Below are 23,565 nucleotides of genomic sequence, written 5' to 3' on the forward strand. Positions count from 1 at the left end.
GTGCGTACGAGTCGAATGGGGGCTTTGTGATCGATGTAATCGTTGCCGGCTGTGGACCGACCGGCTTGATGCTTGCCTGTGAACTGCGGCTGCACGGCGTGGGTGTGCTCGTGTTGGAGAAGGAGGCCGCGCCGACGAAAGTTGTTCGTTCCCTTGGTATTCACGCGCGAACGATCGAAATAATGGATCAGCGAGGTTTGCTGGAGCGGTTTCTCGCGCTCGGTAAGCAGTACCCGTTGGGCGGCTTCTTCGCAGGCATCCAGAAGCCGGCACCCGAACGGCTGGACACGTCGCATCCCTATGTCCTCAGCATCCCGCAGCCGATCACGGACCGTCTCTTGACCGAGCACGCCATCGACGTTGGCGTCGACATTCGCCACAACCACGAACTGGTCGGGTTCAGTCAGGACGACGAGGGCGTAGCTGTCGAGCTAGGCGACGGCACCCAATTGCGCTCACGTTTCCTCGTCGGCGCCGATGGCGGCCGCAGCACGGTGCGCAACGTGCTCGGCGTCGACTTTCCCGGTGAGCCGACCAGGGTCGACACGTTGCTCGGCGAAATGGAGCTGACGGCGTCGCTCGACACCGTGATGGCCGTGAACGAGGAGGTCCGCAAGACCCAAGTGCGTTGCGGTGCAATGCCGCTCGGTGACGGGCTCTATCGCGTCGTTGTACCTGCCGCTGGCGTCGCTGCCGACCGTTCCGTTCCGCCGACATTGGACGAGATCAAGGAGCAGTTGCGTGCGAACGCCGGCACCGACTTCGGCGCACACTCACCGCGCTGGCTGTCGCGCTTCGGCGACGTAACTCGACTGGCCGAGCACTATCGGGTCGGCCGCGTGTTCCTGGCGGGCGACGCGGCGCACATCCATCCGCCGATCGGTGGGCAGGGCCTCAATCTCGGTATTCAGGATGCCTTCAATCTGGGCTGGAAGCTTGCCGCAGAGGTGCGCGGGTGGGCACCGGAGGGGTTGCTGGACAGCTACGAGACCGAACGGCATCCCGTCGCGGCTTCGGTCCTGGACAACACCCGCGTGCAGATGTTGCTGACGTCCCTCGAGCCTGGGGCGCAGGCGGTGCGTCGGCTGATGGCCGAGTTGATGGACTTCGACAACGTGAGCCAATTTCTGACCGAGAAGATCATCGCGATCGGAGTTCGATACGACTTCGGCGCGGGCCACGAGTTGCTGGGTCGTCGGATGCGGGACGTCGAGGTCGCAAATGGTCGCCTTTACGAACTGATGCGCGCTGGCCGGGGCCTGCTGCTCGATCGGGCCGGCCAGCTTTCGGTGGCGGGCTATGCAGATCGGGTCGATCACATCGTCGATGGCAGCGTCGAACTCGATGTTCCCGCAGTGCTACTCCGTCCGGACGGCCACGTGGCGTGGGTCGGCGACGATCAGCAGGACCTACGCACTCAGCTGAACAGGTGGTTCGGCGTAGCTTCGTAAGTTGCAAGCGATGCAAGATCGCTGCATCGGCGCGATTGCATTCGCCTCTGGCGGGTACTCCTCGCTACGCATCGTTCTTCAGCAGACGACGAGTAAGGAACCACGCGTGAGCAAGGACGAATTCGAAAAGGGCGACAAGGTCGAATGGAAGACCCACGGCACCACCACCGAGGGGAAGGTAGAGAAGAAGATCACCTCCGAGACCGAGGCAGCAGGCCGAACGGTCAAAGCATCCAAGGACGAGCCGCAGTACAAGGTGCGCAGCGACAAAAGTGGCAAGGATGCCGTGCACAAACCCGACGCACTGAAACCTAAGGACTGACAAGCCGACATGTCCCAAAGTGCCGAACGGCGTTGGTGTTTCGCCGACCAACTAGGTCCGCATTTCTTGGACTCCGACGACCAGCCCGTGTTGCTGATCGAAGCGCGGGCGGTATTCGGACGTCGGCGTTTCCACCGACTCAAAGCGCACCTCGTGTTGTCGGCGTTGCGTCATCGGGCGGCCGAACTCGGCGACCAGGCGATCTTCCTGCAAACACGTACCTATCGGGAAGCGTTGGACAAGGTTCCGGGTCGTGTGAGTGTGTGCCAACCGACGTCGCGGGTTGCGGACAATTTCGTGCGGAGCCTGCCGTCGGTCGATGTCTTGCCCGCGCGCGGTTTCGCCACCGACAGGGAGACGTTCGAGCGCTGGACGCAGTCGCAACGTGGCCTGCTGCTGGAACAGTTCTACCGCGACGCACGCCGTCGCTTCGATCTGTTGATGGACGGTAAGGAACCGACCGGCAACAGGTGGAATTTCGATGCCGAGAATCGTGAGCCACCGCCGAAGAGCGGTCGACTCGACGTGGTCGGGCCGTGGCTACCGGACGAGGACGAGATAGACGAACAGGTCCGCGCCGACCTCGACAAGTGGGAGCGTGACGGTGATGTTTCGTTCGTCGGGCGAGACGGTCCGCGTGAATTTGCGGTCACCCGCGCCGAATCACAGTCAGCGCTGGAACATTTCATCGAAAACCGGTTGACGCAGTTCGGTCCGACGGAGGACGCGATGCTCGCGGGGGATCGGTGGATGTCGCACAGCGGATTGTCGGCTCCGATGAACCTCGGGCTGCTGGATCCGCTCGAATGTGCCTACGCCGCAGAGGATGCGTACCGCAAAGGCAATGCGCCACTGGCCAGCGTCGAAGGTTATGTCCGGCAGTTGATCGGGTGGCGTGACTACATCTGGCACACCTACTGGCATCACGGTGACGAGTACCGCAATCGCAACGCGCTCGCCGCACATCAGCCACTGCCGCAATGGTTTACCGATCTCGATGCCGATGCGCTCGAAGCACGGTGCCTGAAAGACGTTCTCGCACAAGTGCGTGACCACGGCTGGGTGCACCACATCCCGCGCCTGATGGTGCTCTCGAACTATGCGCTGCAACGAGGTTGGCAACCCGCGGCCGTTACGGACTGGTTCCACCGCAGCTTCGTAGACGGCTACGACTGGGTAATGGTCGGCAACGTGGTCGGGATGTCGCAACATGCAGACGGCGGCCTGATCGCAACCAAGCCCTACGCATCCGGTGGCGCGTACATCAACCGGATGAGCGACTATTGCGGTGACTGCCGCTACAAGCCCACTCGACGAGTCGGCGACGACGGCTGCCCCTTCACCGGCGGCTACTGGACGTTCTTGGCGCGCAATCACGACCGATTGAAGGGCAATCATCGGATGAGTCAGCCGTTGGCGGGCTTGAATCGGCTGACCAACCTCGACGACGTCATCGCCCAGCAGCAAGAACTGGGTGATGGACCGCCGTAGGGTCAGACTGACTGCCGAGCAGGCGGTTGCGGAGACATCTACTCGCTAGATGGTTACGCAACAGCCTGCTCGTCCAAGGGATCAGCTTCTCCTGCGGTTCGCGGCGCGTGCGACGAAACCCTCTAGCTGTATGGCTACCAGTTCGCGGATAGCGACCTGTGGGGTGACCGGGAAGACGGTTTGATCCGCGAAAGCGGCTGCCGCCGTGACGGATGCGTGCAAGCTCGCGGTCAGCAGCGCACCGTCCGAGGCAGTGAGCGGGATCTGCAACGAGGAGGCGAGGAGCGCTGCGACAGCTGCCCCGTTTTCGACACGCTGGTTCCTGGCGCGCTCGGCCGCATCGGCTGATCTGAGGCCGCGCAACAACTCTGGGGCCGCCGCGACAAGGCGGCACAATATCGGCCGTGCAGCCAGACCGACTGCCAGCGCATCAGCTACCTCATCGACAGAACGAGGTTCACCGCCGAGGTGATCGCTCAAGTCGGTCAACCATGCGCCGTACTCGTCGGACAGTATGTCCAGCAGCAATGACTCTCGCGAACCGACGTACCGCAGCACATTGCTCGGCGCGAGCGCAGCGCCCGCGGAGATCCTCCTCAGCGTCACGCCGCTGACGTCGGTGGTCGCGAGCGCACTGCGCGCTGAGGAGTGGATTGCGCTCGTGCGCTCTTGCCGTTGTTCGTCGGTTCGGGCCCGGTGAAATGTCGAATCGCCTTGCAGGGGTTGTGAGTCCATTGCAACCTAGAATAACGTAACGGCATTCTATTATTTTCGGGAGGTACATCTTGGCGCGTCGGCTCTGCTATTCCTTCGAGCGTTCCGGTCCAGTGACGCACGACGAGGTATTTGCGCGACTCCGCGACGCGACACGTTGGTCGACGTGGGCCGGCGCCCCGATCGCGGTGTCGAGGTGGCGAGAGCCAGGTCCAACCTCCGGCGCCGAAAGCGTGGTAGGCCACGTCCGGCTGGTCGGATCGCCGCAGTATCAAACCGCGGAAGAGGTCACGATCGACGAGTATGGAACAACCGAACATGTCCACGGGTATCGACTATTGAGCCAATGGCCCGTGCGTGACTACACCTCACGGGTTGAAGTGGGTCGCACTGACGACGGGGGAACCCGGGTGCGATGGTCCGGGGAGTTCACCGAACGCGTTCCCGGCACAGGATTGCTGTGGCGCCGCTTCGTCGTCAACCTTCTCGGTCGTGCTGCCGACCGACTGGTCACTGTGCCGGCCGTGACGGATCCAAAAGGTAGCGCTGGATAGTTGCACCGAGCAATCAGTCCTCGGGCAAGCGGCGATCATCGAGCACGGGTACCCAGTCCGACCCCTAGGTCAGAACCTGAGCCGACGTGACAGTCAGAACGGCAGCGGAATGCAGCCCGAACCGGTGTTGACGGCCGATACGACGGTGACATCGACCGCGTCGTAAGACGAGCCCCACGCGTCGTTGCCGGTATTGATTCCGGTGTAGAACGCACTCACGTTCTGTTCACCGGCGGCGGTCGGTATCCATGTCACCTTGGCGACGCCGTCCTGTATCTGCACGTTTCCGGCAGAACTGCCGTTGACGCCGAAGCGAACTTCGCCTGCGTCGGGTGTGGGCGGCGTGGCCGATACGGTGGCAGTCAGCGTTACCGCACAGCCCACTCCGATCGGCCCACTCGGCAGCGTGAGGGTGGTCTCGGTGGTGTACAGGTTGATTGCGGCAGCCGACGGTGCGCCGACGATCAATGCTGCTACCGCAGCGGCAGGAACGAGTGCGGCCCGAAGAGTGCGAGTAAGCAACGTGGACTCCTATCGATTGTCGACCGAGTGTATCCACGCTCAGGTCCGAATATCGGCCTCTCGGGGGATTCCAAAACGCTGGAGTTGGACGAAGATGGTCGTATGGCGACGACATCCGGGGTGCACGAGCAGACACCGTCGACGCGCGACCGGTTGTACGGCTGGAAGTCCGCAACGCCGCTCGATCGGTCGCATATCCCCGGCACTCCGATCGAGTTGCCACCCGGTCCACGAACGCCAGGATTGTTGCAGACGGTTTTCGTGTGGGGCTATCGGCCGCAGTACCTACCGAGGATGCATAGGAAGTTCGGCGACACCTTCACGTTGAATTCGGCACCGGTGGGTCGGCTCGTCGTTACTCGAGATGCCGACGCGATCCGCGAAATCTTTCGCACCAGCCCCGAAATCGTCCACGCAGGTGAGGGAAACGCGTTGCTGCGGCCGCTCGTCGGCAACAACTCCGTCCTCACCTTGGATGCGCCCGAGCATCAGCCCGCTCGCAAGCGCCTGCTGCCGCCGTTCCATGGTGCGCGGATCGCACGGGTGGTGGCGCTGATGGAGGAGGCGACTGCTCGTGAGGTCGCGACTTGGCCTGTGGGTGAGGACTTTCCGCTACTGGAGAGAACGCAGGCACTCACACTCGACATCATCGTGCGAGTGGTGATGGGCGTGGACGATCCTGCTCGCGCGCGACGCCTCGGCGACGCATTGCGCGGGGTGCTCGGTTTGGGGATCACCGACATGTTGATGTGGGTCGCGCCTGGACTACACCGATATTGGCCGTGGCGCACTGTGATTCGGCAGCTCGACCACGCGGATGAATTGCTGTACGAGGAAATCGAGAGGCGCCGCAACGATCCCGACCGCGCGTCGCGACCGGACGTGCTCTCGATGCTCGTCGACGGCGATGCCGACCCGGCGGTCGTGCGAGACGAACTCGTCACGATGCTGGCCGCCGGTCACGAGACCACGGCGGTCGGGTTGGCGTGGACCTTCGAGCGCCTGCTGAGGCACCCGGATGTCTTGGCTCGCTTGCAATCCGGGCTGGACGACGATCGCGATCCCTACCGCACCGCAGTCGTCAAGGAGACGCTGCGGGTGCGTCCCGTCATCTACAACGTTGCTCGACGCCTTATGGAACCCATGCAACTCGATGGCTTCTCCTTACCCGCAGGGCAATTCGTGCTCCCGTCGATCGGAGGCATCCAGACGGACCCGCGGATCTGGGGATCGCACGCCGCAGAGTTCCGTCCGCAGCGGTGGGAGGACAGCGATGTCCCGTCACACGCGTGGATTCCGTTCGGCGGCGGCACACGCCGTTGCCTCGGTGCCCTGTTCGCGCAAACCGAAATGGAGACGGTGGTTCGAACTGTGCTTCGCCACGTCGAGTTGCGCGCTGTCGGCGACCGCTCGGAAAAGCAACGTATGCACCACATTACGGTCGTACCGGCACGTGGGGCACGGATTCGGGTCACCAAGCGACTCGGCTGAAGATCTCGCCGGTCGGGTCGCTCGGCGCCGCGTCGAACCGAGTCATATCTGTTCTAGGACAGGGGTTTGCGCGCGATGAGCGCAAGCCACGGACCCTCCTCGTCGACGAAGTGATCGGTCCAGACCGGCTCGAGCGCCGCAGCCTCGACACGCGCTTCGAAAGCTGACGGCTCCCATCGAGTGACGTGATATCGGTTGCCGGATGTGCCCTCCCAGAGGTCGCCGCTGCCCTCACGCACGGTGACCAGCAGTCTTCCGCCCGGTCGTAATGCCTCGGCCACTTTGCGTAAGACAGTGTCGTTGTCCTCGCGCTCGATGTGCTGAAGCACGTACAACGCCATCACCGCGTCGTAGGCCGGCCAGATCGGGTCGACGTAGGCGTCGTTGACCGCGTCGAGTGGTTCGATGTGTTTACCCCGTGCAACCTGGAATTCACGGAAAGCCGCAGTTGCGTCCGTCCGTCGAACCCGGGTACCGAAAGACTCGACGAAGTCGGCGTCCCATCCCGGCCCCGAGCCCAGTTCGAGAACGGTGTCGCCAGGGGACAGTGAGTCGACGAAGTGTTGCATCGTCGCATGATGCGCGGTAGTCGAGGAGCCTTCCGTCGACTGCGCGTACTCGAGGGCGATCGCTTCATAGGCAGCGAGGGTTTCTTGGTTCTTGGACACTCGCTCGTCGTCGGACAGGTTGAACACGTAGACCTCCAGTTCGTTTGGGCCAATTGGTGGATCCGGCGGCGACGGATCCCTTGTACTCAGTGCACGGTGACTTCGGCGCCAACCAGGTCGTCGACCGCGGGCGTCGGGTAGTTGGATCGAAGTATCCGATTCGGGTCCCATCGGTGTTTGAGTGTCGCGAGTTTGCGTACGGATTGGTCCGGCAATGCGGCCGACATCGTTTCGCCGGGAGCGAGGAACGTCAGTGGTTTGCCGTGCCCGGTGTACGGCGCAAGGTCATCGGCGAGGGCTGCGAGGCGGTCGCGGATCAGGCTGACCGGTCGATCGGGCGTCGGACTGCCGAACAGGTAGACCAAATGCTCGCTGGTAGTGGGGCCATTCGGCGTTTGTTGTCCCGCACGCAATGCGCCGCCGAGATGTCGCACCTGGACGCTGAGCAGCGGAAAGATCGGTTCCCGCAACAGCGCCGCTATGACGTCCTCGTCGAAAATACGCACTGGCACAGCGTGACTGATGCCGGGACTGGGGTCGAGTGGGTCGCCGGTTATCGATGCGAGGTCGGCCGGACTCATCGTGGCGCGAGTGTCGCTGAGCGGACCACCAATCGAGTCGAAAGGACTCAGCAGCTCACGTGCCAGCGTTTCGGCGCCGAGGAAGGTGCAGTCCAATGCCACCAAAGGCGTTGGACTCCCGGGAAAATGCAGCAGATCGAGCCAGAGCGTCAAGTCGTCGGGAGCGTCGGCGGTGACCGCCTTGTAGGCCAGCATGACGTCGCGTGCGCGATCGGCCGGCCACATCATCCGGCCACCGAAAAGGGAAGGCGCAGGCTGGAGTTGGAGTTCGACCGAAGTCACGATCGCGACGTCGCCCCCGCCGCCGCGCAGCGCCCAATACAGGTCTGGCTCGTTTTCGTTGTCGACGTACAGACGCTCGCCGTCGGCGGTGACGACCGTGAAACTTCGCGCCGACGCACCTGCGAGTCCGAACTTTCGGGAGAACCAGCTCAGACCGCCCCCGACGGTGAAGCCGACGACTCCGACACCGGGGGAGCTCCCCGGTGTGCCGGACAGTCCGTGAGCGGCGGCCGACCCTTGGACCTGGCCCCACAGAACACCGGCGCCCACGTGCGCGCGTCGGCTCGTGGCGTCGATCTCGAGTGTATTCAGGTTGTTGGTGCGCAGCAGTATCGTCCCGGCGGCGTTACCGGCGGCGCCGTGTCCAGTCCGTTGGGTCGAAACGGAAAGGTCATGTGCTGCAGCAAACTCCACAGTCTGCTGGACGTCGGTAATGCTGTCGACGTCGACCACGGCGACTGCGTCTTCTTGACTGACCTGCAGGTTCCACGGTCTGGTGATTTCGGTCCAGTCGCGGTGGGTCGCCGTGGCGTCGGCCTTGGTCGTCACACGACCTTCGACGGCGGCTGCAAGCGATTCGAACGGTGTCATGATGCTTCCTCTCTCTGATACAGAACGTTACGTAACGTACCGTCGACCGCTTCAGTCGTCAATACGAAACGTTACGTTTTACTGCTACGTTGTCCGAGTGGCTACCGAAACTCGCTCCGCACGCTCGCGGAGCCATATCTTGCGAACCGCGGTCGAGATGTGTGCCGAGCATGGCTTCACCTTCGTCACCATGGACCGGGTGGCGGCCGAGGCCGGTGTCGGCAAGCCGACGCTGTACCGCTGGTGGCCATCCAAAGCGCACCTCATGCTGGATGCGCTGCTGGAGGAAGTCAGTGGGCGCTACTTTCTCATTCCCGACACCGGCGACATTCGCGAGGACCTACGGTCGTGGCTACGGGGGTTCGTAGCACTTTTCGTCGACCCGTTGCTTCGCGCCCTGTGCGTCGGCGTGGCCAGTGCTCAGTTGGTCGACGCCGATCTTCGGGAACAGATGATGATGGGTATCCACGCTCCTGCACGTGAGCACAATCAAGCGCGGATACGCGGCGCCCAGGCGGCCGGGCAGCTCCCCGACACCGATCCGCAGTTGATCGAAGACTGCCTCATAGGTCCGCTGTGGTATCGCGTGCTGATCAGCGGGATGCCCGTTACCGACGAGGTCGCCGACGAGATCGTGCACCGGCAGCTTGGCTGATCGTGAGTCCTTTCGGAGTGCCTGACCACCAATGGGACTCACGATGCTGCGCAGCCGCGAGGTAGTCTCCGAGCGAGCGTGACGTCGCTCGGAGACAGAGGACTCTCTTGGCCAGCCAGCGTGAACGCAGCGAAAGGACGATTGCCGCGATCATGGCAGTCGGTAGAACGCTGATGGCCGAGCAGGGTTACAACGCCGTGACGGTCGACGCCGTTGTCGCGCAGGCGGGCATCGCCAAAGGTGCTTTCTATCATCACTTTCCGTCCAAGAAGGTCTTGTTCGACGCGATCGTCGACGAACTGCAGCGGGAGATCGCCGACGAGCTGCGGGAGCATCAGCGGCCGGGTCCCTTGACCGCGAGCGTTCTCGCCGAGGTGTTGTCGGACTATCTGCGGCGAGCCATCGACCCACGTAGGCGGCGGATCGTTCTGTTGGAGGGGCCCGAGGTGCTCGGATGGGAACGATGGCGTGAAATCGACGACCGCCACTTCTCGGGTATGACGAGGGCTGCGGTCGCGATGATCCTGCCGTCGTCCGCGACCGACATTCGGGTTACGGCCACCACCCAGCTGGTTCTCGGGGCTGTGATGGAGGCCGCGCTCGTGACAGGTCGTGCCGACGATCCCGAAGCAGCGGTTGCGCAGTTCGGCGAGGTACTGCGCGACCTACTGTCAGGGCTCGCCGAAAGCTAGTCCGTCAGATTGCTCCTGCTCGGCCGAACGCCGCGGCACGCTGCGGTCCGTCGACATAGACGTCCTTTCTCGAAACCAGGCCGTCTTGGTCGACGTCGACGACATCGACAAGGTCGATGCGTGCTGTGAACGGCTTTCCATCGGTGTCGAATAGGTCGATCACCATCGTCCATTCGAGGACCCAGTGTCCGGCGCCGAGGATCAGTCGCGCGACGTCGGCTCTGAAATTCGGGTACTGCTCGAAAACCTTCCTGAAGTGCTCGCGAAGTGCCGTCCGTCCGTGGACGCGGTCTTCACCGGCGCGCAGGGCGTACGACGAATCCTCACTGTGGAGAGCGGCGATGGCGTCTGGATCCTTTGCCTCCCACGCGTCGTGGTAGCGGTTGAAAACGTACTCGAGCGACGAGCGCTCGAGGTCGGCCTCGCGCTCGGCAACAATGCTTGACACTGGTGAACTCCTTTCGTAGTTGCTTCGACCACACTAACCGACTCAGAGTCGGTATATAAGGGGTTGCGTCCAACCGGATCTGTCGCACCGGCTGAGTAGCGTCACGGGCTGTAGCTACGACGACACAGGGGGAACCCCATGACCGAGCGGATCTCGAACGATGCTGGTGCACATCGAGGTTCGGGCTTCAGGGAAAGGGTCGAACGAGCGATCCGAATGACGGAGCGGCTCAACGCATTGCCATACGACGATAGGGCTGCGATCCGGCAGGCGTGGAGTGAGCTGACCGGCCAGCCGGAGGACGAGACCTTCAATCTGATTCCGCCGGTGTACTCGGACCATGGCGTCAATATTCGGCTCGGCCGCAACGTCTTTATCAATCAGGGATGCCGGCTCGACGATATCGGCGGCATCGAGATCGGGGACGAGGTGATGATGGGCCCTGGGGTGCGGCTGATTTCGTCCGGGCATCCTCTCGAACCGGCGCTGCGTCGCAAGGGCATCACCGCTGCCCCGATCCGGATCGAGCGAAACGTCTGGATCGGCGCTGGGGCGATGGTTCTGCAAGGCGTGACGATCGGCGAAGACTCCGTGATCGGAGCCGGCGCGATCGTCACCCGCGACATTCCCCGAGCTGTACTGGCGGTGGGTGTGCCGGCAAGGGTTGTTCGGAGCATCGACTAGCTTCGCGAATCGACGCCGTCCAACAGTTCGGCGCGATCGCGCCAGGCACGTTCCCACTGGCGGGTCATGGCGGGGTAGACGACCAGGTACCGAAACGGTGCGATCGCCGCCATATAGGCGCTCCCGAACCGGCCATTCGCCTTGATCAGCACCGCCATTCGCAGTTCGTACTCGCCATCGCCCGTGGGTACCCAGCCGTGATGGGCCACGCCGTGCACCGTCTTGTTGGCCAGCTCGATGGCGTGCTCGTTGTGTAGTTGGTACAGCTCGACGAACGGGATGCCGGGTACCGGTGTTCCCGACTGTGGTTGGCGCAGGTCGTCCGGGAGCCGTTCGCACAAGGACGAGACGCGGCCCTTGGCTGCCAGGCCCTGCTCGGGATCGTCCCACCCGAACAACGCACCGAGCTTCCATCGCACAGCGAAGAGAAATCGCACCAGAAGCGGGTCGGGTTTCCGACTCTCGGCGGCGCGTATCGCGGCGAGCATGGTGGCGAGGTCGTCCGGTCCGGAGCCGGGTGCGCGGTACGCCCACACATCCAGGACACGGAAGTCGGGCGCGATTTCGTGAATCCGCCACGGTTGTTCGGTGTGGGCGGCAACCGGGATTCTCATAGCTGCATCTCCTTCGGCGCTGCTGTGGGTGTGGTTCGACGCGCGTCACGGAGCAGCAATCCGGATGCGACTAGCAGGACGAGCAAGGGTGAGGGCCCGGAGGCGATGAACGTGATCGCGACCCAGGCCGCAATGGCCACGGCAATGAACGCTGGCGGTGTGATGCCGCGATGGGCAAACCACAACACGATGACGCCTAGCAAGATCAACGGCGGCCCGAAACTGAATGCCGAGTACCAGAATCCTGTGGCCGCGTCGCTGAAGGTCGTGTAATCGGTTTCGCTCCAGAGCGTTCCGGCGAACCAGGTTTCGGCGTGGTCCGGCGCGGTCTCGGCAAGGCTTCCTATGGTGTGCCCAATTCCGGCCAGAGTGATGATCCACCCTGCCCACTTGGTCATCGGTTTGCTCCGCGAACAGCAGTGCCCACGGAAAGTCCGAATGCGACACATGCCGCGCTGAAGAGCACGATCGGGGGCGGCGGCTCGAGCAACGCACAGATAGTGAGCGCCACTGCCGACATGGCGAGACCGAGTATCGCCGCAGGCCGAATATCCTGTCGTGCAGTGAGTTTGGCGATCCACAGCAACAGGATCCCCACGAAGACCATGCAGCAACCCATGGCCAGGCTGAAGCCCATCGTTACCTCGTAGTACGAGCGGTGCAGCCCCATCAGATCGAACGAACTTGCGCGCATGATGTCGTCGATCGCTTTGTCCTCGTCCCGCGGAAACGCGCGGAGGAAGACGTCGCCGATGGTGTGCCCTGTACCGGTTGCGATCCAGCACCAAGCACCAATTCGGAAGTAGGTCGCCGCGTGGGTGCGCTCGACGTGGTCGGTCGTCATGGTCATGCCGACTACTTTGGCGAGTGGGGCGGTCCGGCGCCTCGTCCTGAGGTCGTGGCGGTCTCATCCTCCAGGATGAGATGGAGGGTCAGCGGTGGGACGGACCAACCAACCCGGACTCGTAGGCGAGAACGACAGCCTGAACCCGGTCACGCAGGCACAGCTTGGTAAGCACGTGTCCGACATGGGTTTTGATCGTGGCTTCGGACAGGTGAAGCCGCATCGCGATCTCGCGGTTCGTGTCGCCGGTCGCGATCTCGAGGAACGTGTCGAGTTCGCGCGGGGTCAGCGCGGCGCGTACCTCAGCGGCTCGGCCGGAGTCCGCGTTGGGCAGCTCGGCGACATGCTCGATGAGCCGGCGTGTGGTCGACGGTGCGATGACGCCGTGACCGGCATGGACCGTCCGGACGGCGTCGACGATCTCCTCACTGCGCGCATCCTTGAGCAGGAAACCACTGGCGCCGGCCCGGATCGCGGAGAAGGCGTAATCGTCGAGATCGAACGTGGTCAGCACGATCACCCGACAGCTCGGTTGCTCGGCGGTGATGGTCGCTGTTGCCTGGATGCCGTCGAGCTTGGGCATCCGAATATCCATGAGAGCCACATCGATTCGGTGTGACCGCACCATCGCGACAGCCTCGTGACCGTCGGCTGCTTCGCCCGCCAGGACCAGGTCGGACTGGCTCTCGACCATCATGCGCAGCGCCGACCGCATCAGCTCCTGGTCGTCCACTATGAGGACGCGGATGAGCTCCAGTTCACTCATCGAGGCACCGTCACTTCGACCGCCCAGCCGGTTGCGGTAGGGCCCACCTTCAGCGTTCCACCGACGGCATCGACCCGCTCCTGCATGCCGATCAATCCGCGGCCAGGACGAGGGTCGGTCGGCGTCACGCCGGTGTTCGTCACGTGCAACTCGATTCCATCGGGGCCGGATTCGACAGCCACACGCGCGCTGGGTTTTTCGCCCGCATGCCTGGTTAGGTTCGTCAGCGCTTCTTGGACGATTCGGTAGATCGTAAGGGCGACAGCAGGAGTGGTGTGCAGCTGGTCGTCAGCGGAGAACTCGATGTCGACACCGGCCGTGCGCATACGGTCGATCAATGCGGGGAGCTCGGCCAGTCCGGGCTGGGGTTCGGTCGCGGCGGCGTCGTCGCGCAGCACGGCGAGCAGTCCGCGCATCTCGGTGAGCGCTTCGCGACCGGCGTCGGCGATGGTGGTGAAGATTTCAGGTGCACGCTCAGGTGAATTCACGACCACGAGCCGACCGGCCTCGGCGTGGCTGACCATAACCGCAACAGAGTGCGCTACGACGTCATGCATCTCCCGCGCGATGTGTCGACGTTCGTCTGCTGCCAGGCGTTCCGCCTTTTGCGTGGTCCATTGAGCTCGGGTGAATCGGTAGCGTCCCAGCGCCCAGGCTGCGATCGTTCCACCGAATGCCGTTGTGCCAAGAAACAACCACCATGCCCAGGTTGCGATCGGGGTTCCGGTGAAACCCCACAGGCGCGCCAGGGTCACGCAGCAGCCCGCAAGGCCAAGGCCGAGTGCGTAGTTCGGCAGCGGCGGTCGGGTGTGCGCGCTGACGGAGTACAGCAGCGCAAAGAAGCAGAGGGTACTCGGCAGCAGGATCGGGCTGTATTCGCTTGCCTCGACGAAGTCTGTTACGCCGTCGATGTCGGGTCCGGCAGCGAGCGTCGCGCAGGCAAGTGTGCCGATCACGAACGACTGACTCGGCCAGCGGCGCGCTGTCGCGACGCAGATGTGCAACACAACGAGCGCGATCGCGAGGCCGATTACCCACGCCGTCGAAATACCTCCGACGCGAACCGATTGCAGTCCCGGAGGCAGCAGAAACACGGCCAAGACCAGGGCAAGGGCAGGTTGCCCGACGTGGCCGAACCAGCGGGGTCCAGGTCCGTGTGCGGGAATCGACACGTGGTCAATGTACGCAGGTTGTGCCGGATCGAGTCTGGTGCGGCGCGCTGTCAACGGTGCAGAAAGCGGTACATGGCCACGAGTAGACCGACGATGACGACGAGATACACGATTCGCGATACGACATAGGCGGTCGGCAGGTACGACGCATCGAACCCGTAACTCAGAAAAATGACGGCGCCAAGGTTGTCGGCCACCTTTTCAGCCTAGGTGAAGGTTCACGCTGTGATGGGTGTGTTCTGGGCAGCGGCCAACCACCATTCGCCGTCGCGTTCGACGAGGACGTACATCGCCATTTCGGAGAACCCGTCCGGCTCGATTGCCTGTCGGCGGATCTGGGCGACAACAACATTGGGTGCTGGTGCCTGGGCGGCAACGACTTCGAAGCGGGACGCGGGGGCGATGCCGGCCTGCATCAGCCGGTGATGGATGGCATTGAGCTGTTCGTAGCCGACGAGGGTTGGCCCTTTGGGGCTGCCCCACATGATGTCTGTTGCGAACCAGCTGTCGTAGACATCGGCATCGCTCGACTCGAGCCCCTTCTGCAACTGCGCGGCAAGTGCGGTGGACTCTGTGGCTGCGATGGACGTGAGTGTCGGATGGTCGAGGGTGGGCCGTGGATTCATGGACTCCACGGTAGAAGCTGAACCAAGGTTGAAGTCAAGGATGGACGTCAGCCGAGGTCCTGGGGATCCAGCTCTCGCTCGACATCAACCGCGTGTCGGGGTGTACGTCGTGTTTCATGCACGTCGCCCTCTGCGGACTGCAAAAGCGCCGCGGCGCTTTGTCGTGTGGGTTGCTATCGCTTCGGATCGCAACTGCCGTGAAGGGGCCTTGTGCGCGACGTCTATCGAATTACCAGGTCCAGCAGAGCTCGGCGGAGTTCCGGTCGGCTCCCGCTGGCGTACAGCTCTTGCAGGCTGATGTCGGCAACCATTGCGATGACGAGGTGAGCGATCGGGCTCGCGTCAGGCCAGCCCATTGCTTCCAGGTCTGACGAAATGAGCTCGGAGAACATCGAGTTGCGTTTCTGAACCTCGTCGAGCAGATCCGCCTCTGTCCGGGCTTGGACGAGGAACGCCTTGGTACCCCTGGTTCGCAACGTAGCGTCGAGGAATGCGTGGATTCCGGTCCGTAGCCGGTCGAGCCCAGGCTCGTGATCGTCGACCGCGGCGATGACTAGTGCTGCCAGTTCGTCGTGGTAACGGCGGTGCAAGGCGACGATATAGCTGCGCCGATCAGGGAAGTGTTGGTAGAAGCCACCTTTGGACATAGCCGCTTCGCTTACAACAGCGTTCACGGAGAGGCCGCGCAATCCGTGCTCATCGACGACGGACATGCCGGCGTCGAGCAGGTTGTTTCGTCCCGGTTCCGCGGGTCGTGCCATTCGCGCCTCCTCGATCTCGACTCAGCATACGGTCAGACATCTTGACCGACTGGTCGGTCATTGCTATTTTGGCTGCATGAACCTCGCTGAAACGGTGCCCGTAGCGTTGAATCGCAGGGGGATTCAATGCGCCACACCGTCCGTGCCTTCGGGATCGCACCGGTCCGGTTCTCTGCTCGCTCGCGCACAGATCTTCGTGATCCGCTGCATCGCAATGTGTACCGCTGTGGCGGGGCTCGCAATCGGGGTCGGGGCCGGTCCCAGTACAGCGAAGGATCCGCTGCCAGTCCCTTACAGCTACTTCGCCGGAGTCAGCGCTCAGCTCACCGATCCCGGTGCGGCGCCACCCGGATCCAACGACTGGACCTGCGAGCCGTCCGCCGCGCACCCGAATCCTGTTGTGCTGGTTCACGGCTTTCTAGGGACGATGACCAGCGCCTGGCAAACGCTGTCGCCATTGTTGTCGAACAACGGATTCTGTGTTTTCGCCCTCACCTACGGGGTGACAGCCACCAGTCAGGTGGGTGCAATGGCCCCGATCGAGCGAAGCGCCGCCGAAGTCGGACAATTCGTCGACCGCGTCCGCTCCGCTACCGGCGCGGACCAGGTCGATCTCGTCGGTCACTCGATCGGCGCGACAGTGCCGTTCTATTACTACAACTATCTCGGCGGGGCGTCGAAGGTCCGCCATCACGTTGGACTAGCCCCCTGGTACCGCGGGACGACGCAACTCGGCGCGGCACCGACCCTCCTGGCGCTGATGGGGATGCCCGGGATCGGTCCAGCGGTCCTCGAACAGTGCGGATCCTGCAATCAGGCGTTGGTCGGGTCACCCTTCATCGAAGTGCTCAATGCCAATGCCGCTGTGGCGCCCAATATCTCGTTCACCAACATCATGACGCGCAACGAGGAGATCGCGACGCCCTATACGACGGGCTACCTGGACGGACCGAACGTCACCAATATCGTTGTGCAGGAACGATGCTCGCTCGACAACACGGATCATTTCCAAATGCCTTACGACCCGATAGTTGCGCAGTACGTGCTGAATGCGCTCGATCCCGCACACGCAATCGAACCGCAATGCAGGCCCGTGTTGCCATTTGTCGGGGCGATCTAGACGTTTCACGTGGACAGTGTGGGAATGTTCTCGGAATCCGAGGGCAATCACCCACTATTCAAGCGAGCGTAGGGGTCCCAGTCCGCATCGTCGTGGGTCTCGTACTCCATTGAATCTGCGACGCCACGGGCGACGTCGTCGCCGTGCAGGAATCGAATCAGCGCCGCCGCCATGTCGATTCCAGCTGCGATACCCGACGAGGTCCAGCGGTTGCCGTCCTGCACCCACCGTGCGACCGGGACCCAGGTGACGTCCGCGCCATTGCCGCTCGCCCACGCGTAGTTCCGCTTGTTCGAGGTTGCGCGATAGCCGTCGAGGAGGCCTGCGGCTGCCAACACCGCGGACCCGGTGCAAACCGAGGTGACAAATTCGGCATCGCGGGCAAATGCGGCCAGCCAGGTGAGGAATGCGCTGTCATCGACAAGCGTCCGCGTGCCGAGGCCGCCCGGGACGAGGACGATATCGCCTGGTGAGGCATCGGCGTACCCGTGTTGGGCGACGACCTCGATCCCGCCGTGGCTGGCAACCGGTCCGGCTGTCGGTCCAACCAGATCGACGTCGAAATGCTTTGGCAGCCATTTGAACAGCGTTTGCGGACCGAACACGTCAAGGAGTTCGAATCCATCGAAGATGACGATCGAAACCCGGCGCGGCACGCGCTCACTCATGCCACGAACCTACTGGAGCTGTCAGCCCTCATACTTCGGGATGTCGATCTTCATGGGCTGCGCGCCGAAGGATGCACCGTTGCTGGTGACAGTGACGTCCCAGATCCCGATTCCCGGTTGAACGATGTCTTTCGAGGTGCCGACCGCCCCCGGACCGTTGAGCTTGCGCGTGTAATCCGCGGTCACGCCGTCGCCCTGTCGTTTGAAGTGGAACGTCAGCTCGACCGAGCACGGTCCGACGCCGTACAACATGCCCGTGAGGCCAAGGGCCGCCGAGTCCGGATAATGCCCGACACCTGCATCGATGATGCCTGCGCAGATACCAGGGTTGGCGAGCGTGTAGATCGTCGTCTGGGTGTTTCCATCGGCCGCTGAGGCCGTTCCGGCGGACAGGACAAGTGTCGCAGCTGCTGCAGTGCAGGCGAATCCGGTGGCGGCAATCGGAAAACGCATTCGATTCAGCTCCTTCGTGGCTCTACGGCGGGCATCGCCTGCAACGACGATGCCTGTTGAGTCGCTGTGCCGGGCGATTTCGCTACCGAAGTAGCTCGTTTGTTATGGAGATTCGATCCGCATCACGTTGCTCTCACTGCGTCACCCGTGAGCCGCCAGTGCCGGTCCAAGCCAACGCCGGACCAGTGCTCGCACCTCGTCGTCGGTACGAGGTGGATCGGCGGGATACTCGAGGAACGAGACCATAAGCCGCATGACGATCTCGGCCAGCGACTCGAAGTCTCCGTCGCGCACACCGATCGAATCCCAGTCGACGGGGGTCCGCCGTAGCATTTGCGCTCCGTAGGACATCGCGTGCGACGACGTCACGCCGCGAGTGAAGACCTCGTTCTCGCCGGCCTGGAGCAGCAGCCCGATATAGGGTTCGGTCGGAATTGTGTTCAGCGAGAACACGATCGACTCTGCCACGGCCTCCGCAGGACTCGTCACGTTGGCGAGATGAGCCTCCATGCGAGCCAGGAACTGTGCTGTGCCTGCTTCGGCGACTGCAACGAGCAGGTCGGGCAGGCCCGGAAAGTAGCGATATACCGTTTGACGGGTGACGCCGAGCTCGGTGGCGACGGCCGCGATGTTCGTCTTCGTTGGGCCTAGTCGATCGACGCACCGTGTTGCGGCAGCGACGATCCGCTCGCGGGCTTCGTCCTCGTCTCGCGGCAAGTCTCCTTGCCAGCCACGGGTTCTCACTGCCGGATCATCGCACGGAGGTCCCGATCCGGGTGCCTTCCGGTCGCCGTGCGGCACCGCTTCGAGGTACCAGAACCGCGACGACGCAGGCGGCGGCGGCTAGGAAACACAGCAGCGTGTAGGGCGCATTGCCGATCGGTGTGCCTGCGGTCGTCGTGCCATCGACCGCACCAAGGAAGTCGGGTAGTGCGCCCACCCAGAGCAGGGCGAACACGACGAGCCACACAGCCGGATAGATCCGAACGAATGCGTCCGCGGGTCGGGAGGCTGCGTCGTTTCGTCGGTCCAGCCAGGCTCGGATCAGCACGGTCCCGCCGACGACCCACAGGACGACTATTTCGATCGTCAACACGATCGCTTGCGCCGTCGTATTCGGGTTGTCCCCACCGAAGATTGCGCTGGGGACACTCGCAATGGGCATCGCGAGCGGAGCCAATGCTCCCACCAAAACGATTCGGGGAAGCAATGATCGCGCTCGGAAACGTCGGCCGCTCCACGCGGGCTGGCCGATGAGTTTGACCAGCAGATAGGTGATCGCTCCGAAGGAAACGGACGCGAACAGCATGATGCTGTTCATCGGCACCGACGCCAGCAATGGGTGGTTCACCTTGTTGTCGAGATTCCATGCCCACCACTTCAGTTGCGGGCCGAGCTGATCGAACACCTCGTAGAAGACCTGACAGACGAAGGCCACACAGACCGCACCGACGAAGGCGCCGCGCCGCTGGAAGACTCCGAGCACCCTGACGAGTTCGTAGGCAAGTTGGCTGAGCGCGGGATAGATCGCCACGATGTAGAGCGGTAGGCGGTCGAACATAAACTGCACTGTGAAGACGTTGTGCGCGAATATGAAGCCGAACTGCTCCTCCAAACCGAACCAGCCAGGGAAGTACAACGGCGGTTCGATGACGAACAGATACACCAGCGACGCGAACCAGAGCGAGAGGTTCGTCGGGTCGCCGTCTCGGCGCAACCGGCGCAGCGCATGCACGAATGCGAAAACCGCGCCGCCGATGATCAAAATCTCGAGAATCGGCATCGACCAGTGTGCGAGATCTGCCGGGTTACTAACCGTCACAACCGTATTCACGTCGTGGCACGAGAAGCCCAGATACCCGGTCAGCCGTTCGGCGGCGTCGTCACACGTCGCGCTCATGCCACGTCCAACGTGTAGTCGGTCGCGGGCGGATCGGAATGCAGGTCGAAGCTTCTCGGCAACTTCTGTCGTCCGAGCAGCAGTTTGACCTTGTAGCGGATCAGTCCTGCGATCACGCGCGGGTTCTTCGCCATGTCGATCATCGACTCGTCGAGGTTGAATACGCGGGCGAAGTGGTCCTCGACGACGTCGTCCTCTCGCGCTGCGGCCGTGATGAGGTTGAAGACCGGCCACACCATCGCCGCCGAGACCTTACGGACCAGTCGCGACGCCGTTTCGGTGCCGGTCGCGTGGTCGTAACCCTGGTCGCGTGCAATCGCCAGCATCCACGGAACCTGAAGCGACTTGCGCTGCTCGCCGAGGAAGTCACGGAAGAATCGGGTATCGAGTTCTGTCGTATTACGAAGGCGCGCAGACAAGATGATCGCGGAACGTGCCGCGGAGCTCATCCCCTGGCCGTAGAACGGGTTGAACGCACAGATCGAATCGCCGATCGCGACCAGGCCGAGCGGTGGGTTCGGCATCAAGTCGTACCGTCGCCACTTGTTGCCAGTCGAACGAGTGAGGTGTACCTCGGAGAGTTGTTCGCATTCTTTCATCGCCGCGGCGAACACCGGTGTCCGGATCCGTTGTGCCGCAGCGATGAAGGAGTCGGTCTTTTTCGGCAGTTCCAGACCCCACGCCCCCATGCAGGCGATTGCTCGGTCGCCCTCGATCGGGAAGAAGTTGACCAGATAGTCGAACTCTTCCGGATGTTCGCCCTTCGCTTGGTTGGGCATGATTGCGAGGTGCTGCCACCACCAACTGCCGGGTCGCTCGTCAGCCGGCGGAAGTTGGTACCACAGTGAGGAATAGGCGACTTTGGCATCGAGCGATCGAACCGGCGGTTCTGCCCAGCCTGCCGCGGCAAGCCAGGCAGGGACCGACGAACCTCGACCCAACGCGTCGACGACCAGATCGGCGGAAATCGATTGCTCGCCTTGGCTGTCGGTGAAGCTGACGCCGGTAACTCGGCCGGAACCGCTGCCACCGCGCGCGGTCTCGACGCCGCGAACCACGACTTCCTCACGGATGGTCACGTTGTCGAGCTTGCGGACCATGTCGCGAAGGACCCGTTCGATCAAGATTCGGGAACCGTAGACCATCGTCATCGACCCGGACTTGCGTGGTGCCCACCCGACCGCCTCGCAGTAGGCCGCGTCGCGCGACGGGTTCAACATCCGTCCACCCGCCGCGAGTAGAGCCGCCTCGTAACCAGGAAAGAGACTCTCGATCGCACGCCGACCCGAGTTCAACATGAAGTGCGGGTGCTTGCTCTGCGGCACTCCACGTCGATGTTGTGCATCCGCCGGTAGCGAATCACGTTCCAGCACAATTACTTCGTCGAAGTGCGGCGCGACGGCCCCTGCGGCGCACAACCCCGCAACACTTCCGCCAAGGATGACAACTCGACTTCCGATCGCCACGATCCAACCTCCGGTCATACACAAGTTCCAATATTGTATGACCGGAGGTTGGGTTGATGTCAATAGGCGGCGATCGCGCGGGGAGTTGTGGGAAAGCACTCGGAATCCGAGAGCAATCACCCACAATCTGCAGGTTCGAACTACTAGGCGAGCTTGGCGAGGATCGACTGCAGCGCGTTCAGTTCGCTTCGACTCAACTTGGCGAACACCGGAGGGGCAGGATCCTCGAGCTCGTCGATGCTCGCGACGATTCGGCGTCCCTCGTCGGTCAGCGACACCACCTTGGACCTGCGATTGTCCGGATGCGCTTCGCGCACAACGAGTCCGCGATCCTCGAGGTCGTTGAGGGCGACGGTGGTCGCCGGAGCGTCCATGGTCGCGGACTCGGCGATCTCTTTCGGGGTCATTTGCCGCTTGGCCAGCCTGCGGAGCACCCGAATCCTGCTGAACGGGAGCCCGGAGGTCTCGACCACGCTTCGCCGCCAAGCGTCGCGGTTGTCGAAAACTACCGCCGCCATGGCGCGCCAGACGTCGTCCGAGGTTGCCTCAGTGGGCATGGACGGCCTCCTTGGGTGGTACGGAACCGGCAATCAGCGGGGCAAGGCGCTCGGCAGAGCGGAAGGCGCGCGGGGTCGTGGAGAAGTATCCCAGAATGGTGATGACGACGCCCAGCCCAACGCAGATGAACCAGAGTGGTCGCGCTGCTGCGGCGAAGTCTGCGCCGGTGTTCGCGATTGCAGACCCTGCAACCGAACCACACAGCGCCACACCGATACTCACCCCGATCTGACGGCTCGTCGAGGTCACGGCGGAGGCTGCGCCAGCCCGATCGAGAGGCATTCCGCTGACCGCCGCGTTGGTGATCGGGGCGTTGACCATCGAGAAGCCGATCCCGAACACCGCGAAGATCGAGACGAGCCCCCACACCGGGGTGGTCTTCGTCAGGAACGTCAGCAAGACCGACGCGGTAGTGATGAGTACTCCTGCCGCCAGTAATGACGGGCGGGCGCCGTAACGGCCGACCAGCCGACCCGAGATCGGTGAGAAAACCAGTGCTCCGATTGCAATCGGTGCGTAGATCAGGCCGGTATGCATGGCTGAATAGCCACGCTCGGACTGTAGATAGAGCGACATCATGAACAAGAACGCGCCCCAAGCAGAGAAGGCGGAGATTGCGGTCAGGGTCGCGGCAGCGAATGGAATGCTACGGAAGAAGCGTAGGTCGATGAAGGGGTCGCGGCGTCTTTGCTCGTAGCGTACGAAGGCCACAAATGCGCAAGCCGCAACGAGTGCGACCGCTACGACTCGGGGGTCGCTCCAGCCGTAACCCGGACCCTCGATGAGCGTAAAGACGACGCCGAACAGAAATGCCACGGCCAGTCCCTGGCCGACCGGATCGATGTTACGCATGGTCTTCGACTTGGTCTCCGGCACGAAAATCGCTGTCAACGCGATGGCGGCAGCGCAGATCGGCAAGTTGATCCAGAACACTGCCCGCCAGCTGATCAGCTCGATCAAGAAGCCGCCGACCACGGGTCCGAGCGCCATCGAGATGCCGACCACCGCACCCCAGAAACCCAGTGCCCGCGCGCGCTCGACCCGCCCGGTGAACACCTGCGAAATAATCGACAGCGCAACGGGATTGAGCATGGACCCCCCTATGGCCTGCAGCAGCCGAGCGACGATCAGCGTCTCGATGTCGGGAGCGAGACTGCACAACAACGAGCCGATCGCGAACACGACGAGCCCGATCTGAAAGACCCGCCGACGGCCGAACCGGTCGCCCGTAGCGCCCGAGAGCATCAGTAGCGACGCCAGCACCAGGGTGTAGACGTCGACCACCCACTGCAGTTGGGACGGCGACGCCTGCAGGTCCGACCGGATGCTCGGGATGGCGACGTTGACGATCGTCGCGTCCATCGACACGATCAGCAGGCTCAGGCAACACGACACCAAGATGATGGCCTTGCGCCTAGGCGTGAGTGCATCAATGGTTGTATTCATACAACCATTGTTAAACCACAACTGT

29 protein-coding genes are annotated in these 23,565 nt (G+C 62.9%); 9 read left to right on the forward strand and 20 right to left on the reverse strand.

Going from position 1 to position 23,565, the window contains the following annotated elements:
* The first annotated feature begins 26 nt into the window (after positions 1-26).
* From rox to JGU71_RS09560, 3 genes are all read left to right on the forward strand, one after another.
* Positions 27-1,451, forward strand: coding sequence for a rifampin monooxygenase (gene rox, locus JGU71_RS09550; RefSeq protein ID WP_199703844.1), 1,425 nt, complete (start codon positions 27-29; stop codon positions 1,449-1,451).
* Positions 1,452-1,557: 106 nt separating this feature from the next.
* The gene (locus JGU71_RS09555; RefSeq protein ID WP_199703845.1) at positions 1,558-1,773 is read left to right on the forward strand and encodes a hypervirulence associated TUDOR domain-containing protein; all 216 of its coding nucleotides are present in this window, start codon (positions 1,558-1,560) and stop codon (positions 1,771-1,773) included.
* 9 nt (positions 1,774-1,782) lie between these two features.
* The gene (locus JGU71_RS09560; protein WP_199703846.1) at positions 1,783-3,264 is read left to right on the forward strand and encodes a cryptochrome/photolyase family protein; all 1,482 of its coding nucleotides are present in this window, start codon (positions 1,783-1,785) and stop codon (positions 3,262-3,264) included.
* Positions 3,265-3,345: 81 nt separating this feature from the next.
* Here JGU71_RS09560 and JGU71_RS09565 read toward each other — a convergent pair whose 3' ends face one another.
* Positions 3,346-3,999, reverse strand: coding sequence for a TetR/AcrR family transcriptional regulator (locus JGU71_RS09565; protein ID WP_199703847.1), 654 nt, complete (start codon positions 3,997-3,999; stop codon positions 3,346-3,348).
* Positions 4,000-4,091: 92 nt separating this feature from the next.
* Here JGU71_RS09565 and JGU71_RS30555 point away from each other — a divergent pair, with 92 nt between their 5' ends.
* Positions 4,092-4,532 carry an SRPBCC family protein gene (locus JGU71_RS30555; protein WP_199703848.1) on the forward strand — a complete coding sequence of 147 codons (441 nt, stop codon included), beginning with the start codon at positions 4,092-4,094 and terminating at the stop codon, positions 4,530-4,532.
* A gap of 93 nt (positions 4,533-4,625) precedes the next feature.
* On the opposite strand, the gene JGU71_RS09575 is transcribed toward JGU71_RS30555, so the two are convergent.
* Entirely contained in the window at positions 4,626-5,054 is a 429-nt protein-coding gene (locus JGU71_RS09575) for an Ig-like domain-containing protein (RefSeq protein ID WP_199703849.1), read from the reverse strand.
* Positions 5,055-5,156: 102 nt separating this feature from the next.
* Here JGU71_RS09575 and JGU71_RS09580 point away from each other — a divergent pair, with 102 nt between their 5' ends.
* Positions 5,157-6,545 (forward strand): cytochrome P450, encoded by a 1,389-nt coding sequence (locus JGU71_RS09580; protein WP_199703850.1) that lies wholly within the window; start codon positions 5,157-5,159, stop codon positions 6,543-6,545.
* A 53-nt stretch (positions 6,546-6,598) separates the two neighbouring features.
* Here JGU71_RS09580 and JGU71_RS09585 read toward each other — a convergent pair whose 3' ends face one another.
* Both JGU71_RS09585 and JGU71_RS09590 read right to left on the reverse strand, forming a co-directional pair.
* A complete protein-coding gene (locus JGU71_RS09585; protein WP_199703851.1) occupies positions 6,599-7,240 on the reverse strand; it encodes an SAM-dependent methyltransferase in 642 nt (213 codons plus the stop codon).
* A 59-nt stretch (positions 7,241-7,299) separates the two neighbouring features.
* Positions 7,300-8,667 (reverse strand): FAD-binding oxidoreductase, encoded by a 1,368-nt coding sequence (locus JGU71_RS09590; RefSeq protein WP_199703852.1) that lies wholly within the window; start codon positions 8,665-8,667, stop codon positions 7,300-7,302.
* Positions 8,668-8,764: 97 nt separating this feature from the next.
* Here JGU71_RS09590 and JGU71_RS09595 point away from each other — a divergent pair, with 97 nt between their 5' ends.
* Together JGU71_RS09595 and JGU71_RS09600 are read left to right on the forward strand one after the other, a co-directional pair.
* Positions 8,765-9,322 carry a TetR/AcrR family transcriptional regulator gene (locus JGU71_RS09595; protein WP_199703853.1) on the forward strand — a complete coding sequence of 186 codons (558 nt, stop codon included), beginning with the start codon at positions 8,765-8,767 and terminating at the stop codon, positions 9,320-9,322.
* A 107-nt stretch (positions 9,323-9,429) separates the two neighbouring features.
* Positions 9,430-10,014 carry a TetR/AcrR family transcriptional regulator gene (locus JGU71_RS09600; RefSeq protein ID WP_199703854.1) on the forward strand — a complete coding sequence of 195 codons (585 nt, stop codon included), beginning with the start codon at positions 9,430-9,432 and terminating at the stop codon, positions 10,012-10,014.
* Positions 10,015-10,018: 4 nt separating this feature from the next.
* Here JGU71_RS09600 and JGU71_RS09605 read toward each other — a convergent pair whose 3' ends face one another.
* Positions 10,019-10,462: a nuclear transport factor 2 family protein gene (locus tag JGU71_RS09605; RefSeq protein ID WP_199703855.1), complete on the reverse strand. Its 444-nt coding sequence runs from the start codon at positions 10,460-10,462 to the stop codon at positions 10,019-10,021.
* A gap of 216 nt (positions 10,463-10,678) precedes the next feature.
* Here JGU71_RS09605 and JGU71_RS30370 point away from each other — a divergent pair, with 216 nt between their 5' ends.
* Positions 10,679-11,146 (forward strand): sugar O-acetyltransferase, encoded by a 468-nt coding sequence (locus JGU71_RS30370; RefSeq protein WP_307829572.1) that lies wholly within the window; start codon positions 10,679-10,681, stop codon positions 11,144-11,146.
* Here the strand turns inward: JGU71_RS30370 and JGU71_RS09615 are convergent.
* The 8 genes from JGU71_RS09615 to JGU71_RS09650 all read right to left on the reverse strand — a co-directional run bounded on the left by JGU71_RS09615 (position 11,143) and on the right by JGU71_RS09650 (position 15,929).
* Positions 11,143-11,760, reverse strand: a complete 618-nt coding sequence (locus JGU71_RS09615) for a DUF2867 domain-containing protein (protein WP_199703857.1) — start codon at positions 11,758-11,760, stop codon at positions 11,143-11,145. The two genes, JGU71_RS30370 and JGU71_RS09615, sit on opposite strands and share 4 nt — an antisense overlap.
* Positions 11,757-12,158, reverse strand: a complete 402-nt coding sequence (locus JGU71_RS09620) for a DUF6463 family protein (protein WP_199703858.1) — start codon at positions 12,156-12,158, stop codon at positions 11,757-11,759. Before JGU71_RS09620 ends, JGU71_RS09615 begins: the two co-directional genes overlap by 4 nt.
* The gene (locus tag JGU71_RS09625) at positions 12,155-12,610 is read right to left on the reverse strand and encodes an LIC_13387 family protein (protein ID WP_199703859.1); all 456 of its coding nucleotides are present in this window, start codon (positions 12,608-12,610) and stop codon (positions 12,155-12,157) included. Before JGU71_RS09625 ends, JGU71_RS09620 begins: the two co-directional genes overlap by 4 nt.
* An 82-nt stretch (positions 12,611-12,692) precedes the next feature.
* The gene (locus JGU71_RS09630; RefSeq protein ID WP_199703860.1) at positions 12,693-13,370 is read right to left on the reverse strand and encodes a response regulator transcription factor; all 678 of its coding nucleotides are present in this window, start codon (positions 13,368-13,370) and stop codon (positions 12,693-12,695) included.
* The gene (locus JGU71_RS30375) at positions 13,367-14,542 is read right to left on the reverse strand and encodes a sensor histidine kinase (RefSeq protein ID WP_199703861.1); all 1,176 of its coding nucleotides are present in this window, start codon (positions 14,540-14,542) and stop codon (positions 13,367-13,369) included. The genes JGU71_RS09630 and JGU71_RS30375 overlap by 4 nt, the downstream gene beginning before the upstream one ends.
* Before the next feature lie 50 nt (positions 14,543-14,592).
* On the reverse strand, positions 14,593-14,739 hold the full coding sequence (locus tag JGU71_RS09640) for a hypothetical protein (RefSeq protein ID WP_199703862.1): 147 nt from the start codon (positions 14,737-14,739) through the stop codon (positions 14,593-14,595).
* Positions 14,740-14,760: 21 nt separating this feature from the next.
* The gene (locus JGU71_RS09645) at positions 14,761-15,168 is read right to left on the reverse strand and encodes a DUF4440 domain-containing protein (RefSeq protein ID WP_199703863.1); all 408 of its coding nucleotides are present in this window, start codon (positions 15,166-15,168) and stop codon (positions 14,761-14,763) included.
* 221 nt (positions 15,169-15,389) lie between these two features.
* A complete protein-coding gene (locus JGU71_RS09650; protein ID WP_199703864.1) occupies positions 15,390-15,929 on the reverse strand; it encodes a TetR/AcrR family transcriptional regulator in 540 nt (179 codons plus the stop codon).
* Positions 15,930-16,005: 76 nt separating this feature from the next.
* Between JGU71_RS09650 and JGU71_RS09655 the strand changes: the two genes are divergently transcribed.
* Positions 16,006-17,049 (forward strand): lipase family alpha/beta hydrolase, encoded by a 1,044-nt coding sequence (locus JGU71_RS09655; protein ID WP_233529000.1) that lies wholly within the window; start codon positions 16,006-16,008, stop codon positions 17,047-17,049.
* 47 nt (positions 17,050-17,096) lie between these two features.
* On the opposite strand, the gene JGU71_RS09660 is transcribed toward JGU71_RS09655, so the two are convergent.
* The 7 genes from JGU71_RS09660 to JGU71_RS09690 form a co-directional block, all read right to left on the reverse strand.
* Positions 17,097-17,717: a DJ-1/PfpI family protein gene (locus JGU71_RS09660; RefSeq protein ID WP_199703865.1), complete on the reverse strand. Its 621-nt coding sequence runs from the start codon at positions 17,715-17,717 to the stop codon at positions 17,097-17,099.
* 21 nt (positions 17,718-17,738) lie between these two features.
* Positions 17,739-18,170, reverse strand: a complete 432-nt coding sequence (locus JGU71_RS09665) for a hypothetical protein (RefSeq protein WP_199703866.1) — start codon at positions 18,168-18,170, stop codon at positions 17,739-17,741.
* A gap of 141 nt (positions 18,171-18,311) precedes the next feature.
* On the reverse strand, positions 18,312-18,887 hold the full coding sequence (locus tag JGU71_RS09670; RefSeq protein ID WP_233529001.1) for a TetR/AcrR family transcriptional regulator: 576 nt from the start codon (positions 18,885-18,887) through the stop codon (positions 18,312-18,314).
* A gap of 34 nt (positions 18,888-18,921) precedes the next feature.
* On the reverse strand, positions 18,922-20,070 hold the full coding sequence (locus JGU71_RS09675; protein WP_199703868.1) for a hypothetical protein: 1,149 nt from the start codon (positions 20,068-20,070) through the stop codon (positions 18,922-18,924).
* Positions 20,067-21,536, reverse strand: a complete 1,470-nt coding sequence (locus tag JGU71_RS09680; RefSeq protein WP_307829573.1) for an FAD-dependent oxidoreductase — start codon at positions 21,534-21,536, stop codon at positions 20,067-20,069. The genes JGU71_RS09675 and JGU71_RS09680 overlap by 4 nt, the downstream gene beginning before the upstream one ends.
* A gap of 143 nt (positions 21,537-21,679) precedes the next feature.
* Positions 21,680-22,093, reverse strand: coding sequence for a MarR family winged helix-turn-helix transcriptional regulator (locus tag JGU71_RS09685; protein ID WP_199703869.1), 414 nt, complete (start codon positions 22,091-22,093; stop codon positions 21,680-21,682).
* On the reverse strand, positions 22,083-23,540 hold the full coding sequence (locus JGU71_RS09690; RefSeq protein WP_199703870.1) for an MFS transporter: 1,458 nt from the start codon (positions 23,538-23,540) through the stop codon (positions 22,083-22,085). The genes JGU71_RS09685 and JGU71_RS09690 overlap by 11 nt, the downstream gene beginning before the upstream one ends.
* Positions 23,541-23,565: the final 25 nt, after the last annotated feature.

It is taken from the genome of Antrihabitans stalagmiti, assembly GCF_016482825.1.
GTDB classification, from domain to species: Bacteria; Actinomycetota; Actinomycetes; order Mycobacteriales; family Mycobacteriaceae; genus Antrihabitans; species Antrihabitans stalagmiti.